Here is a 21274-nt window from a genome sequence, read left to right as displayed (position 1 = left end):
ACCCAGGTGGCCCGCACTTAGCCACATGCTGCAACTTAGTTGCCGGGCGGGTTCAAACGGCTGCGGCGAGGCTGGTCCGCACAGGCATCTGCGGAATAAGGACCGCCTGGTAGGCGTGATACAGGTCCGGCTTGTCCGTGGCGAGTGGTGCGCCAGCCTGGTTCTCCATGTCCACCTCGTGATGCCAGGAACCTGAGTCCAGATCAACGAAAGCTGCTTCGACATGGTGGAACCATTCCCCATACCGGGCAGCGAAGCGGCGTTCTCCCGTCAGCCGGTACAGCACGGCAGCACAGGCAAGCGCTTCGGCCGCCACCCAGTGCAGGCGCCGGGACGAAACGGGCCGGCCTTTCCAGTCCGTGGTGTAGCAGAATCCGGGGTACTTCCCAGACTGCCAACCGTCCGCGGCGGCCCTGTCGAACAGGGCCGTTGCAGCCTCCAATTGTCCTTCGGCTCCGAAGCGGGCGGACTGGGCCATCAGGCGCGCCCACTCGAAACCATGGCCGATTGTTGCGCCAAAGGGCTTGAAGGTGTGGTGGGGCTCGTGCAGGTTGTGTTGGGGGAGGGGCTGCCAGTCCTCGCTGTAGTGCTCGCAGATGCGCCAATTCCGCTGTCCGGCCTGCCGGATGACAAAGCTGCAGATTCCCAGCGCCCGGGCTCGAAGAAGATCATCTCCGGTGACGTCGGCGGCCGCGAACAGCGCTTCTGCCAGGTGCATGTTGCCATTGAGGCCCCGATAGGAATCGGTACGGCCGGCCGGATCGATCCGGTCCGCGGCCAGGCCGTGCGCGGGCTCCCAGAACTGTTGTTCCAGCCGCGCCAGCGCCATGGAGAGCATGGCAGGGCTCCCGGGGTGCCCGATGGTGCTCCCTGAAGACGCCGCCAGGATGACGAATGCCAGCGTGTACAGCTCCTGGCCTTTGGCAGGGCCCGCCGGGCTTGTTGGCCACCCACTAGGGGTGAACGCGGCCAGGTAGTCCAGCAGGACAAAGGCGGTGGCGCCGGCCCCCGGTTCACCCCTTGCGGCAGCCAAGGCGTAGACGTGGGCTGCCCGGGCGGTGTTGAAGGTCGGCGAATCCACCCCGGGCAGGACATCCCCCGCGCGGGACCACGCCGCGACATCGCCCCGGGCGGTAACCACTGTTCGGGGAAACCTCAGCAGCCGGGACTCTTCAGACCTCAACCACGCCAAATGGCCCGGGTTGTCCAGAAGCGGCGTCTCACTCAAGGAGCAGCCCTCCCGCCCGCGGTGCGAGGACGTGGTCCAGCACGATGCACGCGGCGCCCACCGCTGCAATGTCCTCGCCGAGCACCGATCCCCGCGCCTCGACGGAATGGATCATTCCCATCGCCAGCCGCTGCGACAGGGCAGAGCGCAACACCTCGAGGTAGCGCCCGGCTACGGGTGCCCAGGATGGTCCGCCCACCACCACAGCGTCCACATCCAGCAGGTTGGCAATGTCCTCGACGGCGCGGGCCAGCCGCCGGGCCGCTTCATCGAAGATTGCGGTGGCCTTGGCATCCCCGCTGTCCGCCAGGGCCGCGAGCGCACCGAAGTTCTGCGCAACCTGCTGCAGGTCGTCTTCGTCGATCGGACCCGGGATGAGCCTCTGCGCGGCTGCCTCCAGGACCAGCTTGACCGGCATCACGGACACGCCAAAGCAGCCCTTTCGCCCGCACCCGCACAGCCGGCCGCCGTCGCCCGTGGAGAAATGGCCGATTTCGCCAACGTTGTTCGACGAACCCCTGACCACCTCGCCGTTAAGCACCACGGCCGCGCCGGTGCCGCTGCCGAGGTAGATGAACACGAAGTTTTGGTCGGAGCGCTGGTCGAGGACCCACAGGTCGGCATGGGCGGCGGCCGTGGAGTCTTTGTCCAGGAACACACCGAAGCCTGTTGCCTTGCCCAGTGACTCCCGCAGTTCCACGCGTTCCCAGCCTGTCAGCATGGGAGGACCCACCACCGCGCCCTCATCGAATTCGATGGGCCCGGGGGCTGCTATGCCCACGCCCAGTACCCGGTCTCGCGGGATGGCTGCATGGGTAATCAGATCCTCGATTGCTGCGGCGATCCTGGCTACCGTCTTGTCCGGGGTGGCCACCGCCTCGATGGGGATATGGCTGCGGTGGACCACCGCGCCGGCGAGATCCAGCAGCACGAACGTCAGCCGGGAGGGGTCCAGGTGGACGCCCACCGCGAACCGGCTGTGCGGATCGATGGTCAGCGTGGTCCTGGGCTTGCCTTGCGGCACATGGACTTTTCCGCTTTCCCTGATCAGCCCCAGGTCCAGAAGCCTGCGGGCGATGTTCGACACCGTTTGGGTGGACAGCCCCGTGGCGCCGATCAGTTCCACCCTGCTCAACCCCGCTTCCGCGCGGCGGATCAAGTCCAGGACGACCGCCTGGTTGAACGCGCTGACACGCTCAAGATTGGATCCCCGCGCCATGAAAAACCGCCTAACTCAATTTAGTTGACTAAGCCCGATACTCGACTATAGTGGCCTGTGTCACATGCTGTCAGGTACCTCGGACAACTTTCCAACCAGCTTCGCAGAGGCGGAGCTCTGTCTCCCAAAGGGATCCACTGATATGACTCGAAAGAGAATTTTTGCGGCTTTGTCCAGCGCGCTCGCAGGCACCGTTGCCTTGAGCGCGTGCGGCGGAGCCGGCGCCCCGTCGGCCGACACCAAGCAGAACGCGGACGCAAAGGAGGTGACGCTGACCATCGCGGCCAACGCCGTTTCCGGCGGAAAGAACTCCGACGGCGCGGACTGGATCACGAACTACGTCATCCCCAAGTTTGAGGAAGCACAAAAGGCGAAGGGTGTCACGGCCAAGGTGTCGTTCCAGTCCAATGGCGTGGACGACCAGGCCTACAAGACCAAGGTTTCCCTTGACCTCTCCACGGGCCAGGGTGCGGACATCGCGTCCATTGACGGCATCTGGTTCGGTGAGTTCGCGGACGCGGGCTACATCAAACCGCTGGAGGACATCGTCGGCAAGGAGAAGGTGGAAGCCTGGGACGGCTGGAAGCAGATCACGCCGGCCGTCCAGCAGCTGACCACGTACGAGGACAAGCTCTACGGCGTGCCCGACGGAACTGATGGCCGGATCATCTACTTCAACAAGAACCTCTTCAAGAAGGCGGGGCTGCCGGCCGACTGGCAGCCCAAGAGCTGGGACGAAATCCTCGAGGCGGCCCGGAAGCTCAAGAAGCTCCCCGGCGTGACCCCGCTGCAGATCAATGCGGGCAAGGCGATGGGCGAGGCGACCACCATGCAGGGCTTCCTTCCCCTGCTCCAGGGCACCGGCCAGCCCATCAACAAGGACGGCAAATGGCAGGGCAACAGCCAGGCCGTGCAGGACGTGCTGGGCTTCTACTCCACCGTGTACGGCAGCGAAAAGCTGGGCGATCCGCTCCTGCAGCAGGACGCCAAGGGACGCGACAAGTCGTTCCTGGAGTTCTCGCAGAACAAGCTGGGCATCATGATCGAGAGCGACTACCTGTGGCGCTCGGTCCTGAACCCCAAGAACGGCGTGGCTCCCATGGCGGACCGTGACACGGCCGTCGGTTGGGCCAAGATCCCGGCGAAAACTCCAGGCCAGGGACCCGACGGCGCCGATTTCGTCAGCATGTCCGGCGGCTCCGGACAGATCATCAACCCGAAGACCAAGTACCCGCAGCAGGCTTGGGAACTGCTTCAGTTCATGTCCTCAGCGGACGCCATCAAGGAAAAGCTCAAGAACGCGGCCAGGATCTCGCCCCGTGACGACGTCAATGCCGAAACGCTGAAGAGCGACCCCCTGATGAACTTCGTCTCCACGGAGGTGCTTCCGGTCACGGCCTACCGCCCGGGTCTGTCCGACTACACCCAGGTGTCCACCGCCGTACAGGACGCCACCGGCCTGGTTGCGGCGGGCAAGTCCCCGGATGAAGCCGGCGCCGCGTACCAGAAGTCCCTGGAGGGAATCGTCGGTGACCAGATCTTCAAGTGATGAACTCGTGAAGGCTCCGGTGCCCGCTGCTGCAGCGGGCACCGGGCCCTCCCGGGCACTGCCCGACGACGGGGACGTCGCCGGGCTGGGCAAGGCCGGAGCCGCGGCTTTCCTGGCGCCGGCACTGCTGCTGATCTCGGTGTTCCTCGTCTTTCCGGCGCTGTGGTCGCTCTACCTCGGCATGACCAACTACCGGCTCAGCGGTTCCGCCGCCAAGAACCCGCAGTTCGTCGGCCTGGACAACTACATCAACGCACTCTCCGATGACCGGTTCTTCAATTCGCTGGTACTGACGCTTCTCTTCGTGTTCGGCTCTGCCGTCATCGGGCAATCGGTTCTCGGTTTCGCCATTGCCTGGACCATGACCCGGGTCCGGAAGTCCGTCCGCGCCGTCGTCGAATTCTTTGTGCTCCTGGCCTGGATCATCCCGAGCTCAGTGACTACTTTCCTCTGGTACGCATTGCTGGACCGCAGCAACGGCACCCTCAACGCGATGTTGAACACCGGGAATACCGCGTGGTTGCTGAACCACCCGATGGAAAGCATCATCGTCTTCAACACCTGGGTAGGGACAGCCTTCTCCATGCTGCTCTTCAGCTCGGCGCTGGCCTCGGTTCCACCGACCCAGCTCGAAAGCGCCAGGATGGTGGGCGCCGGCGCGTGGGCCCAGTTCCGCGACGTGATCTTTCCCCACATCCGCGGCCACATCCTCACCAACACCCTGCTGATCACGCTGTGGACGTTCAACACCTTCACCCCTTACCTGCTGACCGCCGGAGGGCCCGATGACCGGTCCAACATCCTGCCGATCTTCATCTACCAGCTGGCATTGAACGACGGCGCACTGGGGCAGGGTGCCGCGATCTCACTGATCATGATCATCATCAACCTGGTGATCGCCATGGTCTACCTGCGACTCCTGAAGGAGAGAAAATCATGACCGCCCTGGACAACCCGCGTCCCACTGCGGAGCAGGAGAGCCGGCGGATCCTGGGCCACTTCCTCGGGCTGATGGGCAAGAGCCTGTTTGTCGCCGTCGTCCTGGCATTTTTCGTCATCCCCGTCCTGTGGCTGGTGTTCGCACCCTTCGACGCGCACCCCACCCTCAACGTGAAGGTGCCGGAGTTCACGCTCAACAACTTCAAGGTCCTCTTCGAGAACCCCATCGCCATTGCGTCGCTGGGGAATTCCCTGATCCTGGCGCTGGGATCAATGGCCGTCGTCCTGGTCCTGGGTTCGCTCGCCTCCTATTCGCTGTCCCGGGTGAAGATCCCTGGACGCGACCTGCTGCTGTACACGCTGCTGCTGCTGTCCTCCATCATCACGGGCACGGCGGCCATGGTCCCGACGTTCCTGCTGATGGTCAAGCTCGGGCTGATCGACTCCCAGTTCGGCGTGATCCTGGTGCTCAGCGGCGGCATCCTGCCCACCGTCATCTTCATCCTCAAAGACTTCATGGACTCGACGCCGAAATCCTACGAGGAATCGGCCCGGCTGTACGGAGCGAAACCGCTGCGCATCCTGTGGGACGTGGTTATTCCCCTGGCCCGCCCGGGGCTTGCCACCATCGCCGTGTGGGCCGTCGTCCAGGTGTGGGGCAACTTCCTGGTCCCCTACCTCCTGCTGCGCTCGCCTGCCAAGTCTCCCGCCGCCGTCGTGATGTACACCTTCTATACAGAAGGCGGCCAGCCCAACCTCGCACTGATTTCCGCGTTCTCCCTGCTCTTCTCTATTCCCGTGATCGCCATGTACTTCTTCGTCAACCGGCGTTACGGGTTCCGCTTCCATGGAGGTATCAAAAGCTAATGGCCAGCATCACCACCAGCTCCCTGATCAAGGAGTATCCCGGCGGCGTCCGGGGAGTGGACGACATGGACCTCACCATCCACGACGGCGAGTTCTTTGCCCTCCTCGGCCCGTCCGGCTGCGGCAAGACCACGTTGCTGAGGACCATCGCCGGGCTGGAGAAATCCACCTCCGGCACCATCCGGATCGGGGAGCGGGATGTCACCAACCTCGAGCCCGGCCAGCGCAGGGTCGCCATGGTCTTCCAGGACTATGCGCTGTTCCCGCACATGTCCATCGTGGACAACATCGCCTACCCGCTGAAAATCCAGAAAGTGGCCAAGCCGGAGCGGCAGGCCAGCGCGGAAGAAGTCGGTGACAAGCTCTCGCTGCAGGGCCTGATGGAACGGCGCCCCGGCCAGCTCTCCGGCGGCCAGCAGCAGCGCGTTGCGTTGGCGCGCGCCGTCACCAGCCGGCCCGACGTCTTCCTGTTTGACGAGCCGCTCTCCAACCTTGATGCCCGGCTCCGGCTTGAAGCCCGCACCTTCCTCAAGAAGCTCCAGCAGGACCTGGGCGTCACCACCGTGTTCGTGACCCACGACCAGGCGGAGGCCCTGGCGCTGGCGGACCGGATTGCGATCATGCGCGCCGGAAAGATGCAGCAGCTCGGCACCCCGCGCGAGGTCTTCCAGCGGCCCGCGAACACCTTCGTTGCCTCCTTCGTGGGGTCCACGTCGATGAACCTGATCAAGGGAACGGTCGACGGCGGATCCGTCCTCATCGGGCGGCAACGGGTCGGGCTTCCCGACGGGACCGCGGAGAGGGTCAGCGACGGCCAGGAGGTCACCTGGGGTGCACGTCCGGAGTACCTCCGGCTCGCCACCGAACCCGAGTCCGGCAGCATTTCAGGCAAGGTGACGGTGTCCGAAAACCTCGGCGCCTCCGTGCTGATGACGGTGGAAGTTCCCGAGAGCGACCACCTGCTCCAGGTAGTGGTCAGCGAGGACAACGAACCGGAAATCGGGGCGCCGGTGTGGGTGACGTTCGAACCGCGGCGCACCCTGCTGTTCGATGCCGAGGGCCTTCGGATCGGAGACTGACGGTGCGGATCACGCGGACCCTGACTCCCGAAGACCGGGTCCGGAGTCTGTACCTGGACGTGCCGTTCGAGCTCTCCGGTGCACGGTCGGTGGAGGTGGTCTTGGCATACGACACCTCCCGGGCAGTCATCGACCTTGGATGCATGGGGGCGGCAGGCTGGCGGGGATGGTCGGGCGGGGCAAGGCAGCGCTTCGTCATCACCGCGGACGAAGCCACCACGGGCTACTGCCCGGGCCGGCTCGAAGATGGCGTGTGGAAGGTGGTGCTGGGCCTCCACCATGTCCCCGACGGCGGAGTCCCCATTGAGCTGACCATTAACACGCCGGCCATCGGCCGGATCGATCCTGAACCCCCGGCTCCGGCTCCCTCGCAGACGGTCCCGGCCAGCCGACGCCGAAGCCTTCCATCGGGATCCGGCATGACCTGGTTTGCCGGCGACTGCCACGCCCACACACTCCACTCGGACGGGGCACTCTCGATCCGCCAGCTGGCGGCTGATGCAGCGGCAAACGGACTGGACTTCCTTGCCGTGACGGACCACAACACGGTCAGTCACCACCCGCACCTGCAGAGTGCCGGCACCGAATACGGCATCACCCTCCTTCCCGGCCAGGAGGTGACCACGGTCCGCGGCCACGCGAACGCCTACGGCCGGATCGGCTGGGTCGATTTCCGCCGGCATCCTGACGAGTGGCTCAAGCAGGTGGAGGCGGAGGGTGGCTTCCTGTCCATCAACCACCCGGTGGCCACCGACTGTTCATGGCAGTGGCAGTTGTCGCGCAAGCCTGCGCACGCCGAAATCATGCACGAAACATGGCTGCCCAACCGGCGCGACACCAGCATCTGGGCGTGGCTGAATGCATGGGGCGAACCCGTGATCCCCCTGGGCGGGGGCGACTTCCACCGGCATGAGGGCGGCCACCCTACCGGGCTGCCAACCACCTGGGTCCAGGCGGCGGAGCCGGATGAAGCCGGTATCTTCGAAGCGCTCAAGACCGGGCCGACAGCCCTCAGCATGGGCATCGACTCGCCGCTGCTGCTGCGTGTCGACGGCGAATTGGTCGCCGTCGATGCCGAGGGTACCCTCCTCATCGATTTTGAAGGCCGGCGCCAGTTGATCCGCGGCCCGCGCGTTTCCATCAGCGAGCCCGGTGTGGGTCCCTTCCGGCTGGAGACAGCTGACCGGCAGATCGTTGCAATGACCATCTAAGTTCGGGGGCCATCCAGGCTGTTCCGACGCCATGGCAAGAGGCTGGCTGCGGCTCCTCCCCGGGAGCGCAGCCAGCCTCCTGCGATGGCGGCCTAGCCCCCGGCGCGGAGGAGCAGGGTCCGGATCTCCCACGGTTCGAGCACGAACTTGTATTCCCCGTCGGCCCCTTCGCTGGCCAGGCTGCGGCCTGTGAGATCGACTGTTTCAACCTGCCTGAACGGGCCGGTGACCACGGCGCCGGTGCTCTGGCCGGCGAGCAGCACCACGCGTACCTCAATGTCCCCGCCGATCCTGCGCATGCTGCTCAGCCGGACGTTGTCGCCCCGCACCCGCAGCCCTTCAGCCTGCCCGGGTACGGCACCTCCGGCAGGTGCGATGCCGCGCACCACGAGGCCGGGTGCATTGAACCGGTCGGACAGCCGTACGGCGTCAGCGTTGCGGTGCCCCTCTGAGGAAGCGATGACGCCAAACTCGATGTCGACGTCGGTCCCGCTTTCCTGGCCGCCCGGGATGGGAATCTCCGAAGCCGCCGGCTCGTCGCGCAGCGGATGGACATTGACGCTGATGGAACCAACGGCCCTGAGCAGGGTCAATGCCAGTTCCCTGCCCTCCACCACCTCGTATTCGGTGGCGTCGTGCAGCAGAACCGTTGCGGGCCCGGCAGAGACAAACGTGTAGGCGGGGAAAGTGGGCAGCGGGAATTCGCCGCCGCCGCCTTCTGCGGTGAGGGAACGCTCAGTGATGGCGAACTGTCCCTCCGACGCGGACCCTTCCACGGGATGGGGGAGCGGAATATGAAGGCGGAACCGGTGGTCTGCCGCGTAGTTGGTGAACTGGACGCGGACGCGGACAAACGGCTCACCGCGCCGCAGCTCCACGAACGTGTGCACCGGGACTTCCACCAGGTCCTCGGAGCGTGCGCCGAGGCTTCGGTCCAGGGCACTCGGCCAGAGGTAGTGGCGGACAATCCGGGCCACGGCGCGGACGGAGCCGCTTTCGAGCACCTCGACACTGATCTTGGACGGTTCTGTGACAAGCGTGTCCACGGCCGGGGGCCCGTAGTTGTAGCTGTCGCCGCAGTCACCGCCGTCAACCAGCCTGCCGATGCCCGCCAGGACCGTACCGTCCTGGCCGGTGAGCGTGACTGTCCCGTCCGCCTCCAGCCGCGCGGTCACCAGCCCGTTGTCCAGGACATTGTCCCGGCAGGTCACCTGCTCCGCAGGGGAATGGTCCTGCTGGGAAACCCTGAAGGGAACCATGCCCATGGCCGGGACCGGAACGTCCACCAGGATCCGGCGCCGGGGCTGCGCGGTGATCCGCACCTTCCACTCCCCGGGGTGCGCCTGCACGGCCTCGGCCAGGACCGCCTTGAACTCGACGATGTCGAAGACCGGAGTCGACGGCACCTCGGCGACGTCGAACTCAAGAGAGTACGGTCCAACGCGGTAATTCTCGATCAGCTGGCCAAACAGCTCCCGCCCGTGGATGCGGTTCATCATGCGTTCCACCAACACGGACGCGTCCATGGATTCGTCCCCGAGCAGGGTGGGCGCGTGGCCGGTTTCCTGGACGTCCAGGCGGGTGCCGTCGCAGGTTTCTGCCGCCAGCGGGACCCCGTCGACCGGCGCGGGGACTTCCAGTTCCACCATGACGCTGCGGTCTTCAGGCAGGGTGTTCAGGGCGCCGTACGCATCGCTGGGAATGCCGGCCGCAACCGAAAGCGCAACCTCATTGCGGACCGCCCTGGCGATCTGGGCTGCCTCATGCAGGCGCGCTTCCACCTGGCTGACCGTTTCATCGGTTCCGGATCCCACCACGGAATCGTGGGCGGTGGACTCGATGATGCGCCGCCAGGCCATGCTGATAAACGGTTCGAAGTCGCTCTCGCTGTAGGTGGCTGCCAGCCGTTCCGCTTCCAGTGCCATCCGTTCGGCTTCTGCCATGGCCGTCTTCAGGTTCCTGCGAATGGAGAAGACGCCCGGCAGGATGTTGCCGCGGGCGTGCGAACGCAGTTCTCCGGCAACCGTGAGCAGTTGTTCGTCGGGGCCGAAGGCTGCCACATACTCTTCCAAGGTGGCCAGCCTCATGGGGAACTGCGCGGAGTGGTGGGTGTCTACATGTCCCATGAGACCGGTATCTGGAGGCATGTGGTCTGTTCCCACCATCCCCAGGATGGCGTCACCGCTGTATCGGTCCATGGTTTCCTGGCGGTATTTCTTCAGGGCGTGGGGAATGTTCTCCGGAATGGCGAGGAGATCCAGGGCGCTGCCGTAGCCGTCGAACAGGTACTCCACCCGGACGGAGGAGCCATCGGGGGCTTCCCATCGGAATGCATGCCCGGTGACACGGGACGGAACGCCCCGCCACAGGCAGGCGTCTCCGATGCCGGCACGGCTGAGGATTTGCGGCATCTGCGCGACATGGCCGAACATGTCCGGCAGGTAGCCCACATTCATGTACCCGCCGAGCCTGCGGGCCCCGGCCATGCCCATCTGGAGGTTGCGGACGATGGTCTCTCCGGAGCAAAGGAACTCGTCCAGGAGGATCTGCCAGGGACCGAGCGCCAGTTGGCCGCTGGCCACAACGGCCCGTACGCGCGCCTCGTTTTCCGGCCGGATTTCCAAGTAGTCCTCGATGGCCGCGGTCTGGCCGTCGAGGGTAAACCTGAAGCGGGGGTCCGCTTCGGCCATGCCCAGGACCACATCGAACATTTGAACCAGCTTGAACCGGAACACCTGGAAAGGCTCGTACCATTCCCTGTCCCAGTGCGTGTGCGGGACCAGGACAATGCCTTTTTCGTTCGGGTCGCTCATAGGGATGCAGCCTCTCCGCCAATCGTCGTTGCCAGGGAATCCGCCAGGGCGGCGGCAATCAGTTGGGCCGCCCCGACGTCGGCCTCTCCTTCGGGTATTCCGGTCGGGGGCGCTTCGTGGGTGGAAACCATGCGGTGGAAGGCCAGCAGTTCCTGCTCGAAGGCCTCCGTGATGTCCTCCATGACGCTGTTGGCAACACCCTGCCCGGAAGCTGTGGTCATGGTCAGCTTGGTGGGGGCGTTGAGGAGGTACGGCACGGTGAATTCGACCCTGCCGGTGCCCCGGGTGTGGTGGACGGTCACTGTTTCCCGGTAGGCGGGATAATCCGCCAGGAAATGCCAGTTGAAGTGGACGCGAAGTCCGTCACCGGCTGTTCCGCTGATTTCGATCGACCCCGGGTCGTCCTGTTCCGCCCAGTAGTGCACTGAGTCCACGTGCGTCACCGGGCCCACAAGCGCCCGGACCAGAGCGATGTCATGAATCAAACTGCCCAGGATCACATTGGCGTACAACCTCCGGAGCTTCTCCGTACTGTCCTTCCCGATGGCCGCGTCCAGGCGGGCGGCGTCGGCAGCCGCCAGGCCGGAGAGGACATCCGCCGGGATGTCACGCACGGGCGGCCTGAGGTTGGCGTAACCCAATTGGGAGGAGCCGCTCGGATGCAGTACCTCCACGTTCAGGTAGCGCAGGTCTGCGGAAGGGGGAAGCTGTTTCTTGAGTTCCAGGACGGCCGGATCGTACTCCTTCATGTAGCCAAGCAGCAGCATCGGCCTTCCCTGGTTCTGTTCGGCCTTGCGGAGCAGCCCGATTTCCGCGAGGGAGTACGCCAGCGGCTTCTCGCAGAGGACAGCCACTCCGGCCTCAATTGCCTGCAGCGCCGGCGGTCCGTGGGAACCGGAGGTCAGGAGTACGACTGCGTCCAGGTCCTCGGCCTCGAGCATGCCTTCCAGTGAGCCGTAACGGTGCCCGGCTGCCACGCCGTACTGGGCGCCCACCTGTTCGAGGAGGCTGGGGGAGAGATCGGCAACCGCCGCCAGCTCAAAGAGGTCCCAGCGCCGTTTGATGAGTGGCAGGTGGACGGACTGGGCAACGGCGCCGAGGCCTACCACTCCGAGTCGAAGCTTGGTCAAGGTATCCACTTCCTAAGGACGTTCCGGTTGATGGCATGGTGCTGTTCGATGAGGCCGGGATCGTCGCCGGGTGCCGGGATGGTGTCCTGCTCGACGACGAGCCAGCCCTCATAACCGCCTCCGATGAGCCCGGCCATGAAGGTGTCCACCTCCAGATCGCCTTGGCCCAGCGGCACGAACGCCTTGCCGGCCCACACGTCCCGCATGCCGCCCTTGCCTTCCACCACGCCCCGGAGCACGTCGACGCGGGCATCCTTGATATGCACGTGGTTGATGCGGCTGCCCCATCGCTGCAGGCCCTCCACCGGGTCCCCTCCAGCGAGGATGAGATGCCCCGTGTCCAGGGTCAGCCCCACGTCCGTGGAGTCGAGGAAACGGTCGATCTCTTCAGGGGTTTCCACGTAGGTGCAGGCGTGGTGATGGAAGGTTGGCTCAAATCCGCGGTCCCGCACCATGGCGGCCGCCACCGCTACGTTACGGGCCAGCGTGTCCCAGCCCTGGCTGTCAAGGGCCACGTCCGGGTGTCCGCCCGGATGGGCCCGGCGCAGTTCCGAGCCGCTGTCCGCCAGGGTGGGCAGGGGAAGGAGTTCGTGGTTTTCAGCCCTGCCCTCACCGAAGATGTCCAGGGCTTCGGCGAGCACCGGCAGGCTGGCGGGAAAGGCGGACGGGTCGCTGAAGGGGAGGTCTATCCAGCCACCGGCCAGGGAAAGCCCGTACCGGGACAGCCGTTCGCGGAGGCCGGCCCCGCGCCCCAGGAAACCCAGGGGGCCGAGGTCAACGCCGGTGTATCCATGGGCGCTGAGCGTGCTGCAGACCTCGTCGGCTCCCGGAAGCTGCCCGCCCGCGCTTCCTCCCAGATCGAATACACCGAAGCTGACGGGCGCACCTGCGACTTCAATCAAGGAGGGCTCCTCGCATTGCAGAAGGGAATGGGTTGTCCGACAGTTCCATGGCGCATCGAGGCCGGGGAAGAAAGTCGGAACAGAAGTAATCTAGCTCACAAAGCCCTACTAAATCAATTTAGTTGAGAAAGATGCGGGCCCGCGTTGGGGTAAGCGGACGACGGCGGGAGGCTTCCGCCGTCGTCCGCTTCACTTGGCCATTGTGGTCACTGTGGGAGGAGCGCACCATGGGTGGTATGGATGCGGAAACTCCGAAGGCCGGCAGGTTGAACCTGCCGCAGGCCTTCCTTCTCCTGGCAACAAACGATGCGGACGGCAAGCCTGAAATTCCAGTGTTTGCGCTTCGGGCCGGCCTGGCCGGCGCGATCCTGGCCGAGCTGGACCGCAGCGGTGCGGTGGAGCTGCGCGGCAAGCATGTCCGGGCTGCCGGCGCCCCGGCGCCGCCTGGTTTCGAACATGAGCTGGAGCTTATCCGGCACAAGTCCCGGCCCCATACGCCCAGGGCGTGGGTTTCGATGTTCGAGGGGCGGGCCGTGGTCCAGCGGGTCTATGAGGCAATGGCCTCCCTGGGGATTGTGGAACGTGCCGGCGAGCGGCACCTGGGCCTATTCCGGACGGTGCGGTATCCGGGAAAGGACCACGGGCCAAAGGCAACCTTGATGCGGGACCTGGAGTCTGCGCTTCGTTCTCCGGCTGCCCCGCCCGCCGGGTCGGTTGCGCCGGACGCGCGGCTCCTTGCGCTGATTGCCCTCTCGGAAGCTTCCGGCCTTTTCGGAAAACTCTTCCCTGCCGCGGACCGGGTCTGGGCCGACGAACTGGCCAAGGACTACTGGCCCTCGCGGGCGGTGGAGGACGAGCTCCGGCTGGTGAGGCTGGCCGAGGAAGAAGCCGCGACGCTGTGACCACCTGATCGGCGAAGTTGGCCCTTGATACCCCGTGGGGTATTATTTCGATGGACGGGCACCCGCCCGCCACGCGAAAAACCCCATAACGGAGGATCCTCATGTGCCGAGTGGCGACATGCCAGAAATGCTCGAAGGCGACGTGGGCCGGCTGCGGCAACCACGTAGACCAGGTCATGGCCAACATTCCGCAGTCACGGCGGTGCACCTGCACTGCTGAGGCACAGCCCTCCGGTGGCGGGTTCAGCTGGCTGGCAAAGCTGTTCGGCCGCTGAACGCGCTGCCCGCCCGGTTTTAGCGCGCGGCCAGCGGGATGACCTCCAGCCTGGGGCCGGGACCCAGGATGACCAGCGCATGCTCGGCCGTGATGTCCGCCAACGCGTCGGCCACCCGCGTCGCATAACCGGGGTCTGTCTCCCTGCCAGCAACCCCGGCAGGTGCCGGGCCGCCGTCGTACGCCCTGGGCCACACGGTGACCCTGGCGCCGCCGGTCGCTTCAGCGATGTCGCGGGCGAGGGTATCCGGAGCGGCCGGATCCGGCGGGAACCCCGTGACCAGGGTGATCCGCTCCACCATCCGTTTCCTGGCAGGCGCGGCTGCCGCAATCAGCACCCGGTCGCGCCGCCACAGGGCAAAGTGGTAGCCGGCCACCAGCCCGGCCGCCACCAGGAGGCCCAGCTGTGCGCGGATGCGGTCCACAAAGCTGCCGCCGGAGACGTCTCCCAATACGAATTCGAAGAGCCGGAAACCAATCACCAGCAGCGCTATCAGTGCCACGACGGCGCTGACCCCGAAGAACGCCACAAGGTAGAGGCGGCGCCCCGGCGGAATTTCGCCGGCAGCAGCGGGTTGGCGGCGCGGCTTCCACGAAAGCCACCACACCGGCCCGCCCACCAGCACCGCACTTATGCCGCCCAGCAGCAGCGTGCGCGTCCCGCCGCCGGCCAGCGGCGAAACCAGCGCCGCCAGCAGCGCGTTGATAATGACCCCGACGCCGGACGCGGCCGCCGCCAGCGCCACCGCCGAGGTGACCAACAGGCCCGCACGCCGGGTCGCGAGGGAACGGTCCGCGGAGGCCGTCCGGTGATAGCGCCACACCACCGCGCCAATCAGCGCCCCCGCGATGGCGGGCGCCAGCGGCTCCAGGAGCTCATTCAGGGGGCCTCCGCGGTCGAATGCCAGCCGCAGCAGGACAAACAGGACGACGGCGAAGCCGGCCAGGGCGGTGAGCCCGGCAAGGAAGACGCCGATGAGCACCATGATCACGTCCACCAGTCCGGACTTGAAGCTCTTCCCGCCGTCGCGGAACCAGTGCCACCACCAGACGGCCGCTCCGCCCGCTGCCCACACCAGCGCCTGGACTGCCGGACGCCACCAGGGCTCGTAGGCGGAAAGGAGCGGCAGTCCCCGGATGGCAACGTCCAGCAGCGCGGCGAGCGCCACGATGGCCGCCACTGCTCCGAGCACCAGGCCAAAGACGGTTCCGACCACGGCCCTCACGTCATGCAGGTGGGCCGACGGTTTCGCGGGGTTCGTCCACATCCAGCGGTGCCACAGCCAGATGCCCGCCCAGACGATGGCATTGGCCAGCAGCGGCTGCCAGGCGTTCCCCGAAGGATCCACGAAGGAGGCAACCAGGGCGAACAGGGACGTGCTGAAGATGATGAGCGAGACCGCGTACATCAGGGTGAGGTAGAGGCCCCACTCCACAGCCCGCCGTTCCGACTCGACGCTGAGCCGTTTCCAGCTGACCCACCACAGCAGCAAGGCAAGCGGGCCGCCGATCAGGGTGAACGCCAGGGCCAGCGCCAGGCTGGCCACGTCCGCCGACGCCAGCGTGCCGGGGGCCGCGAAGAGACGGGTCAGCAGCCCCGAAAGGCCGTTGGCCATGATGACCACCAGGGCAAACAGCAGCCCGTACTGGATCAGCCGGCGAAGGGTGGCCAGCGAGCTGCCGGCCCCGTGGACGGTGACGGCTGCGGAGGCGCTCACCGCTTCACCAGCGGTCCGTCGCACGCCTGCAGCGGATAGGGCGCCTGGTCGATCAGCCACTGCCCGTCCACCTTGGACAGCCGGAAGGAATCCTCCATCTCATATTCGGACGGGCCGAAGGGGCCATCCTGCGCTGAATGGACAATGGATACCCGCACAGTGGCCGAATCGGAGCGCTCCGTCGTCGACACCAGCACCACCCGGCTCGGCTGCGGTTCACCGGAATAGTAGCCGCCGCCACACATGCTGCGGGCGTTGTCGGTGAGGTAGGTGTCCGCCGTGCGGGTATCGCCGTCGATCACCGCGGTGCTGTAGCGCTGCACCACACCGGCAGCGCTCGCAGGGTCCAGCGGCGGGGGCCCGCCGCGCGTAAACACCACCGCCAGGGCCACCACCACCAACAGGCCGACGACGCCGAGCAGCGCCAGGAGGATCCGGTCCGGTTTTCGCGGTGTGTCGCCCATGCGCCAAGTATGGGCTTTTTTCAGCGGATGCGCAGGTGTCCTTGGGCCCTAATTTGCGGGGTTCTTGACGCTGCCTTCGCGGCGGAGGAAACTCATGTTCCACAGCTGCTCGCACGGGTGCTGGGGCGACTTGTTGGGCGATGTTCAACGAGGAGGACCCATGGAAACCACGCCCCGGCAACTCGACACCACCGACCTTGAGGACCGTGTCCGGTCGATGTACGAGCAGGTGGCCAACTTCCCGCATCAGGAGTTCCACTTCGAAACCGGCCGCGCCTTGGCGGAACGGCTTGGCTACCCCGCGGCCGGCCTGGACAGGATCCCGTCCGCGGCCATCGAATCCTTCGCCGGCGTGGGGTACTTCCACGATCTCGCCGCCATCCGGCCGGGCGAAACTGTGCTGGACCTGGGCAGCGGGTCAGGCATGGACAGCTTCCTGGCCGCGCTCGGCGCCGGTCACTCCGGTGCGGTGATCGGCGTCGACATGACTCCCGCGCAGGTGCGGAAAGCCCGCGCCCTGGCGGAGGTTTTCGCTGCCCAGGTGAGCGGTGTTGCTGAGTTCCCCGCCGCCGTCGACTTCCGCGAGGGCCGGATCGAAGACCCCGGCGTCGCCGACGGGTCCGTGGACTGCGTCATCTCCAACGGCGTGATCAACCTGGTCCCGGACAAGGCGCGCGTCTTCGAAGCGGCCGCCCGCGCGCTCAAGCCCGGGGGCCGGTTGGTGGTGGCCGACATCGTCTCCGCAGTGCAGCTCCCGGACACCGTGACCTGTGACGCGTCGTTATGGGCGGCCTGCATCGGCGGCGCCATGCAGCAGGACAGCTTCCTGGCCGCCCTCGAGGACGCCGGCTTCCGCGTGGAGGCGGTCCGCCCCAACGACGAATACCGGTTCCTTTCCAGCCGCGCGGTCAAGGCCACGTCCAAATACGGGGTGGCCAGCATCAGCGTGGCCGCCCGCCGGGAATGACCAGGCGTTCCGGGTTACCAGTCGCCATGAATCGCGGGCACGGGCACGGGGACCTGGGAGCGGAGGGCATCCTGCTCGCCGGGGCCGGGCGTGCGCTCCTGCTGCAGATCGCCAACCCGGCGGTGGGCCGCGGCGTGGCGGAGCACAGCGCCTTCACGGACCGGCCGCTGCACCGGCTCAAGGGCACGCTCACCTACGTCTACGCGGTGGTGTACGGCAACGAGGAGCAGATCAGGGCTGTCCGCCGGCGGGTGAACCGCGCCCACGCGCGGGTCCGGAGCGGCCCGGAGGCGGGCGCCGCCGGCTACAGCGCCTACGATCCTGAACTGCAGCTTTGGGTGGCCGCAACACTCTATGACACGGCGGCGACCATCCTCACCCGGGTGTACGGACCGTTCGACGACGAAAGTGCCGATGCGATGTACCGCGAGTACGCGAAGCTCGGTACAGCCCTCCAGCTTCCCGCACGCATGTGGCCGGGGGACCGGGCGGCCTTCGGCCGCTACTGGGAGGAACGCCTGGCCACGCTTCGCGCGGACGACGCTGCCGTACAGATTGGCCGCAGCCTCCTGTACCCGGCCACGGCGCCGCTTTGGTACCGGGCCCTGATGCCGCCTGCACGCTTCATGACGGCGGGCCTGCTGACGGAGCAGTTGCGGGACGACTTCGGCCTGCCCTGGAGCGCCCGGAGCGAACGACGGTTCCAACGGACCATGTCGGCGCTCGCCGTGACCTACCCCAGGCTTCCCAGGCGCATTCGGCACTGGGTCAAGGACTACTGCTTGAGCGGGCTGGCGTAGCCCGCGAGCTTTTCCGTCGCCGCCATGTGGCCAGCAGTTGCAGCGCTTCTTCGGAGGGGCTGCCCGGGGTGGCCGGGTAGACCGTAAGCGTGTGGCCGGGGTCCTCTTCGAGGCCGAGTACCTGGTAATTCAGCTCCAGCGTTCCCGCTATGGGGTGGTGGAAGAACTTGGTCCCCGCGCAGTGGCGGCGGACGTTATGCGCAGCCCGGCGGGTGCGGAATTCTTCGCTGCGCATGGAGAGTTCGCCTGCCCGTCGCCCGCATCGACGGACCACTTCCAGCCCCGGCTCAGTAGATAAAGATGTCGATCCATTCGCGGTTGTGCGCATGCACCAGCACCAGGAACAGGACGAAATCGAACAGCAGGTGCACGCTGACGATGTAGGACAGCGACTTGGTGACCGTGAAGAGCCGCGCCTGCAGCAGGGCAAACGGGAAGATGAAGAACGGCGCCCAGCTGTGGAATCCGAGCTCCCAGAGGAAGGACGTGAAAAGGACGGCCTGCAGCAGGTTTGCCTGCCAGTCCGGAAGGTGGCGGCGCAGCAGGGTGAAGGCGGTGCAGATGAAGAACAGTTCGTCCCAGATGCCCAATACGTTGGTGCCCAGGAACAGCCGGCCAATCCCTTCCGCGTCGCTCACGGCGGGCCAGTTGTTGTAGACACCGGTGCGGATCATGTAAACCGGCATCAGCGCGTAGCCGATCACCAGGACCGCGGGCAGGTACCACTTCTCGGCCCGCGTCCACGGCTGGCCGGTCCTGACGGGAAAGCGGATGGCATGCTCCCGGGTCACGTAGCGCGAGACCACATACGGGATTCCCACGGCCAGCACCATGGCCGTCCCCATCTCGATCATGTGGCCGGTGCTGATGTCCGTGGTGATGGGCACCAGGCTCATCGCTGTCAGCCCCACCGCCACCAGGGCCAGGTCGATCAGCAGCCGCCGCCCCACCAACGCCGCCACTGCCAGCGCGCAGGCCAGCAGGATGAATCCCGGGAACCGGTCCTGCCGCGCAAACAGCAGGAATCCCGACGCCGATACCATCGCTGCCGGGGCCAGTGCCAGGGGGAAGCGGGCAGGGGATCGCAGCGTCATGGTCACACAGTTTACGTGCGGCGGCATGGGCACGCGTGGACGGCGCATTCGAAGCTGTTGGGCGTTACACCCTGATTGCCCTTTACGCGATAACCGGCGGGGTGCATACCCTGTCGCGGCTCAGTCGCCGGGCGTAGACTGAAAGCGCCTGCAGGTAACCATCAGATGACGCCGGGCTGTTCAGGACATGAGAATGTCCGAGCCGTCTCTTAGCGGGATCGCCAAGGTACCTGCAGGTTCTGTGCTTAGAAGGACCGTCCCTGTTGTCCTCCGCCGGACCGGGTATCTACTGGATAGACGCCGCCCCTTACCAAGGAGCAGATGTGAGGGAACAGCATCCTCCAACGCTGCAGTTTCTTGGTGCAACCGATACCGTGACGGGATCCCGCTGCCTTGTCCGTTCTCAGGACCGCCGGATCCTGGTGGACTGCGGACTTTTCCAGGGCTACAAGCGCCTCCGCGACCGCAACCGCATGTCCCTCCATATCAACCCCGCAAGCCTCGACGCGGTTGTCCTGACGCACGCACACCTGGACCACGCCGGCTACATCCCAGCGCTGGTCCGTGACGGCTTCATGGGCCCGGTCTACGCGACGGCCGGAACAACGGAACTGTGCAAGCTGCTCCTGCCCGACAGCGGGTACCTCCAGGAAGAGGAGGCCCGCTATGCAAACCAGCGGGGATCCTCGGCGCACCATCCAGCGCTGCCGCTCTACACAGCCGAGGACGCTGTGCGGTCGCTCAACAGCTTCAGGGCCCAGGAGTTCGATTCGCCGTTCCAGGCTGCCGGAGGAATTGAAGCGACCTTTGTTCCCGCCGGGCACATCCTTGGCGCGGCCCAGGTCCGCCTCAGGACGGGCGGCCGGACCATCCACTTCACGGGGGACCTCGGCCGCGCCAATGACCCGCTCATGTACCCGCCGCGGGCCTTGGAACCAGCGAACATCCTGGTGGCCGAGTCCACCTACGGCAACCGGATCCACCCGGCAGGAAATCCCGAAACTGAGTTGGGCGGGATCATCACGCGGGTCGCGAAGAGGCAGGGCGTCATCATGATCGCGGCCTTCGCCGTGGGACGGGCCGAAACTGTCCTGCTGCATCTGTCACGCCTGTTGGCCAAAGGCGCCATCCCGGCCATCCCCATATACCTCAACAGCCCAATGGCCATCGACGCCTCCGACATGTATCGGCGCCACCGCGATGAGCACCGGATCGGGCAGCATGAATTCGAGGCGATGTACAAAGTGGCCAGGCCGGTCCGAAGCGCGGATGAATCCAAACTGCTCAACCTCCGCGGCGGACCGATGATCATTATTTCCGCGAGCGGTATGCTCACCGGAGGCCGGATCCTCCACCACCTTGCGGCGTATGGGCCCGACCGCCGCAACGCCATCATCCTCAGCGGATACCAGGCAGGAGGAACCAGGGGCGCTTCCCTGGCCGCAGGCGGGAAAAATGTCCGCGTTTACGGCCAGGACGTCGGTGTCCAGGCCGAGGTTATCCAGATGGAAGGTCTCTCAGCCCATGCCGACTCCAACGAGTTGATCCAATGGATGAAATCCGTTCCTGAAGCCCCGGCCATGACCTATATCACCCACGGAGAACCCGATGCCTCCGACGCCCTTCGGGCCCGCATCAAGCACGAACTGGGACGGCGGGCCCGCGTCCCGGAGTATATGGAAACGGTTTCCCTGCTTGATCCCCGATAAGGTTCAGCACTTGGCCCACACGCTCGCAGCGGCAAGGTGGCGGAAAGCACGAGGAGGGCGCACGACGCCGGGAGGTCCCGCCGTCGTACGTCCTCCCGAGGTGCTTGGGCCGTAGCTTCGCAGCGGCTACGCGCTGGCCAGCTCCGGGCCGCGGAGGCTCAGGGTGAAGGTGTTGGGGCCACTGCAGGTGACCGCGATGCGGCACTTGGTGGTGTTGTGGCGGGCCGAAAGGTCCTCGACCACTGCGTCCAGCGTGTGGTGCATGTTGGCGCGGTCCCAGATTTTGAGCGTTACGGAGTGGGCAGTTTCAAACGTCATTGTTTTGTACTTCCATGTATCGGTCCGGGCTGTGCCGGAGGTGGCCTGCTCGTGAACGCGCGGAGGCGTCGGCGGCCCGGGGGTCACCGGT

The 21274-nt window shown here is 66.0% G+C and carries 19 protein-coding genes; 9 read left to right on the top strand and 10 right to left on the bottom strand.

The window, feature by feature from the left end:
- Positions 1–52: 52 nt before the first annotated feature.
- Positions 53–1141, bottom strand: coding sequence for an AGE family epimerase/isomerase (locus ACIQCN_RS12600; RefSeq protein ID WP_400611233.1), 1089 nt, complete (start codon positions 1139–1141; stop codon positions 53–55).
- Positions 1142–1220: 79 nt separating this feature from the next.
- On the bottom strand, positions 1221–2447 hold the full coding sequence (locus ACIQCN_RS12595; RefSeq protein ID WP_400605079.1) for an ROK family protein: 1227 nt from the start codon (positions 2445–2447) through the stop codon (positions 1221–1223).
- A gap of 142 nt (positions 2448–2589) precedes the next feature.
- Here ACIQCN_RS12595 and ACIQCN_RS12590 point away from each other — a divergent pair, with 142 nt between their 5' ends.
- From ACIQCN_RS12590 to ACIQCN_RS12570, 5 genes are read left to right on the top strand one after another with little or no spacing between them, the layout of a single operon-like run.
- On the top strand, positions 2590–3996 hold the full coding sequence (locus ACIQCN_RS12590) for an extracellular solute-binding protein (protein ID WP_400605077.1): 1407 nt from the start codon (positions 2590–2592) through the stop codon (positions 3994–3996).
- On the top strand, positions 3977–4936 hold the full coding sequence (locus tag ACIQCN_RS12585; RefSeq protein ID WP_400605075.1) for a carbohydrate ABC transporter permease: 960 nt from the start codon (positions 3977–3979) through the stop codon (positions 4934–4936). The genes ACIQCN_RS12590 and ACIQCN_RS12585 overlap by 20 nt, the downstream gene beginning before the upstream one ends.
- Complete coding sequence (locus ACIQCN_RS12580; RefSeq protein WP_400605073.1) at positions 4933–5802, top strand: carbohydrate ABC transporter permease; 870 nt, start codon at positions 4933–4935, stop codon at positions 5800–5802. Before ACIQCN_RS12585 ends, ACIQCN_RS12580 begins: the two co-directional genes overlap by 4 nt.
- On the top strand, positions 5802–6881 hold the full coding sequence (locus tag ACIQCN_RS12575) for an ABC transporter ATP-binding protein (protein ID WP_400611232.1): 1080 nt from the start codon (positions 5802–5804) through the stop codon (positions 6879–6881). Before ACIQCN_RS12580 ends, ACIQCN_RS12575 begins: the two co-directional genes overlap by 1 nt.
- A gap of 2 nt (positions 6882–6883) precedes the next feature.
- Complete coding sequence (locus ACIQCN_RS12570; RefSeq protein ID WP_400611231.1) at positions 6884–8092, top strand: CehA/McbA family metallohydrolase; 1209 nt, start codon at positions 6884–6886, stop codon at positions 8090–8092.
- Between the two features lie 92 nt (positions 8093–8184).
- Here ACIQCN_RS12570 and ACIQCN_RS12565 read toward each other — a convergent pair whose 3' ends face one another.
- From ACIQCN_RS12565 to ACIQCN_RS12555, 3 genes are read right to left on the bottom strand one after another with little or no spacing between them, the layout of a single operon-like run.
- Positions 8185–10905, bottom strand: a complete 2721-nt coding sequence (locus tag ACIQCN_RS12565) for a hypothetical protein (protein WP_400611230.1) — start codon at positions 10903–10905, stop codon at positions 8185–8187.
- Positions 10902–12035: a Gfo/Idh/MocA family protein gene (locus ACIQCN_RS12560; RefSeq protein ID WP_400611229.1), complete on the bottom strand. Its 1134-nt coding sequence runs from the start codon at positions 12033–12035 to the stop codon at positions 10902–10904. The genes ACIQCN_RS12565 and ACIQCN_RS12560 overlap by 4 nt, the downstream gene beginning before the upstream one ends.
- The gene (locus ACIQCN_RS12555; protein ID WP_400611228.1) at positions 12032–12937 is read right to left on the bottom strand and encodes a TIM barrel protein; all 906 of its coding nucleotides are present in this window, start codon (positions 12935–12937) and stop codon (positions 12032–12034) included. The genes ACIQCN_RS12560 and ACIQCN_RS12555 overlap by 4 nt, the downstream gene beginning before the upstream one ends.
- Before the next feature lie 236 nt (positions 12938–13173).
- Here ACIQCN_RS12555 and ACIQCN_RS12550 point away from each other — a divergent pair, with 236 nt between their 5' ends.
- Entirely contained in the window at positions 13174–13839 is a 666-nt protein-coding gene (locus ACIQCN_RS12550) for a GPP34 family phosphoprotein (RefSeq protein WP_400611227.1), read from the top strand.
- A gap of 294 nt (positions 13840–14133) precedes the next feature.
- On the opposite strand, the gene ACIQCN_RS12545 is transcribed toward ACIQCN_RS12550, so the two are convergent.
- Entirely contained in the window at positions 14134–15855 is a 1722-nt protein-coding gene (locus ACIQCN_RS12545; RefSeq protein ID WP_400611226.1) for a DUF5671 domain-containing protein, read from the bottom strand.
- A complete protein-coding gene (locus ACIQCN_RS12540) occupies positions 15828–16295 on the bottom strand; it encodes a hypothetical protein (RefSeq protein ID WP_400605059.1) in 468 nt (155 codons plus the stop codon). The genes ACIQCN_RS12545 and ACIQCN_RS12540 overlap by 28 nt, the downstream gene beginning before the upstream one ends.
- 160 nt (positions 16296–16455) lie before the next feature.
- Here ACIQCN_RS12540 and ACIQCN_RS12535 point away from each other — a divergent pair, with 160 nt between their 5' ends.
- Both ACIQCN_RS12535 and ACIQCN_RS12530 read left to right on the top strand, forming a co-directional pair.
- Positions 16456–17262: a methyltransferase domain-containing protein gene (locus ACIQCN_RS12535; RefSeq protein WP_400605058.1), complete on the top strand. Its 807-nt coding sequence runs from the start codon at positions 16456–16458 to the stop codon at positions 17260–17262.
- A gap of 26 nt (positions 17263–17288) precedes the next feature.
- Complete coding sequence (locus tag ACIQCN_RS12530; RefSeq protein WP_400611224.1) at positions 17289–18062, top strand: oxygenase MpaB family protein; 774 nt, start codon at positions 17289–17291, stop codon at positions 18060–18062.
- Here ACIQCN_RS12530 and ACIQCN_RS12525 read toward each other — a convergent pair.
- Both ACIQCN_RS12525 and ACIQCN_RS12520 read right to left on the bottom strand, forming a co-directional pair.
- The gene (locus ACIQCN_RS12525) at positions 18031–18297 is read right to left on the bottom strand and encodes a hypothetical protein (protein WP_400611223.1); all 267 of its coding nucleotides are present in this window, start codon (positions 18295–18297) and stop codon (positions 18031–18033) included. The genes ACIQCN_RS12530 and ACIQCN_RS12525 overlap by 32 nt on opposite strands.
- Positions 18298–18349: 52 nt before the next feature.
- Positions 18350–19156, bottom strand: a complete 807-nt coding sequence (locus ACIQCN_RS12520; RefSeq protein ID WP_400605052.1) for a type II CAAX prenyl endopeptidase Rce1 family protein — start codon at positions 19154–19156, stop codon at positions 18350–18352.
- Positions 19157–19479: 323 nt separating this feature from the next.
- On the opposite strand from ACIQCN_RS12520, the gene ACIQCN_RS12515 reads away from it, so the two are divergent.
- Positions 19480–20865 carry an MBL fold metallo-hydrolase RNA specificity domain-containing protein gene (locus tag ACIQCN_RS12515; RefSeq protein WP_400611221.1) on the top strand — a complete coding sequence of 462 codons (1386 nt, stop codon included), beginning with the start codon at positions 19480–19482 and terminating at the stop codon, positions 20863–20865.
- A gap of 126 nt (positions 20866–20991) precedes the next feature.
- Here ACIQCN_RS12515 and ACIQCN_RS12510 read toward each other — a convergent pair whose 3' ends face one another.
- Positions 20992–21183, bottom strand: coding sequence for a hypothetical protein (locus ACIQCN_RS12510; protein ID WP_400605048.1), 192 nt, complete (start codon positions 21181–21183; stop codon positions 20992–20994).
- Between the last annotated feature and the right edge of the window lie 91 nt (positions 21184–21274).

The sequence above is a fragment of the Pseudarthrobacter sp. NPDC092424 genome, from assembly GCF_044754925.1.
In the GTDB taxonomy this organism is placed as follows: Bacteria; Actinomycetota; Actinomycetes; order Actinomycetales; family Micrococcaceae; genus Arthrobacter.
Note: the sequence above shows the minus strand (reverse complement) of the source record. Positions and strands in the feature narration are given on the sequence as shown.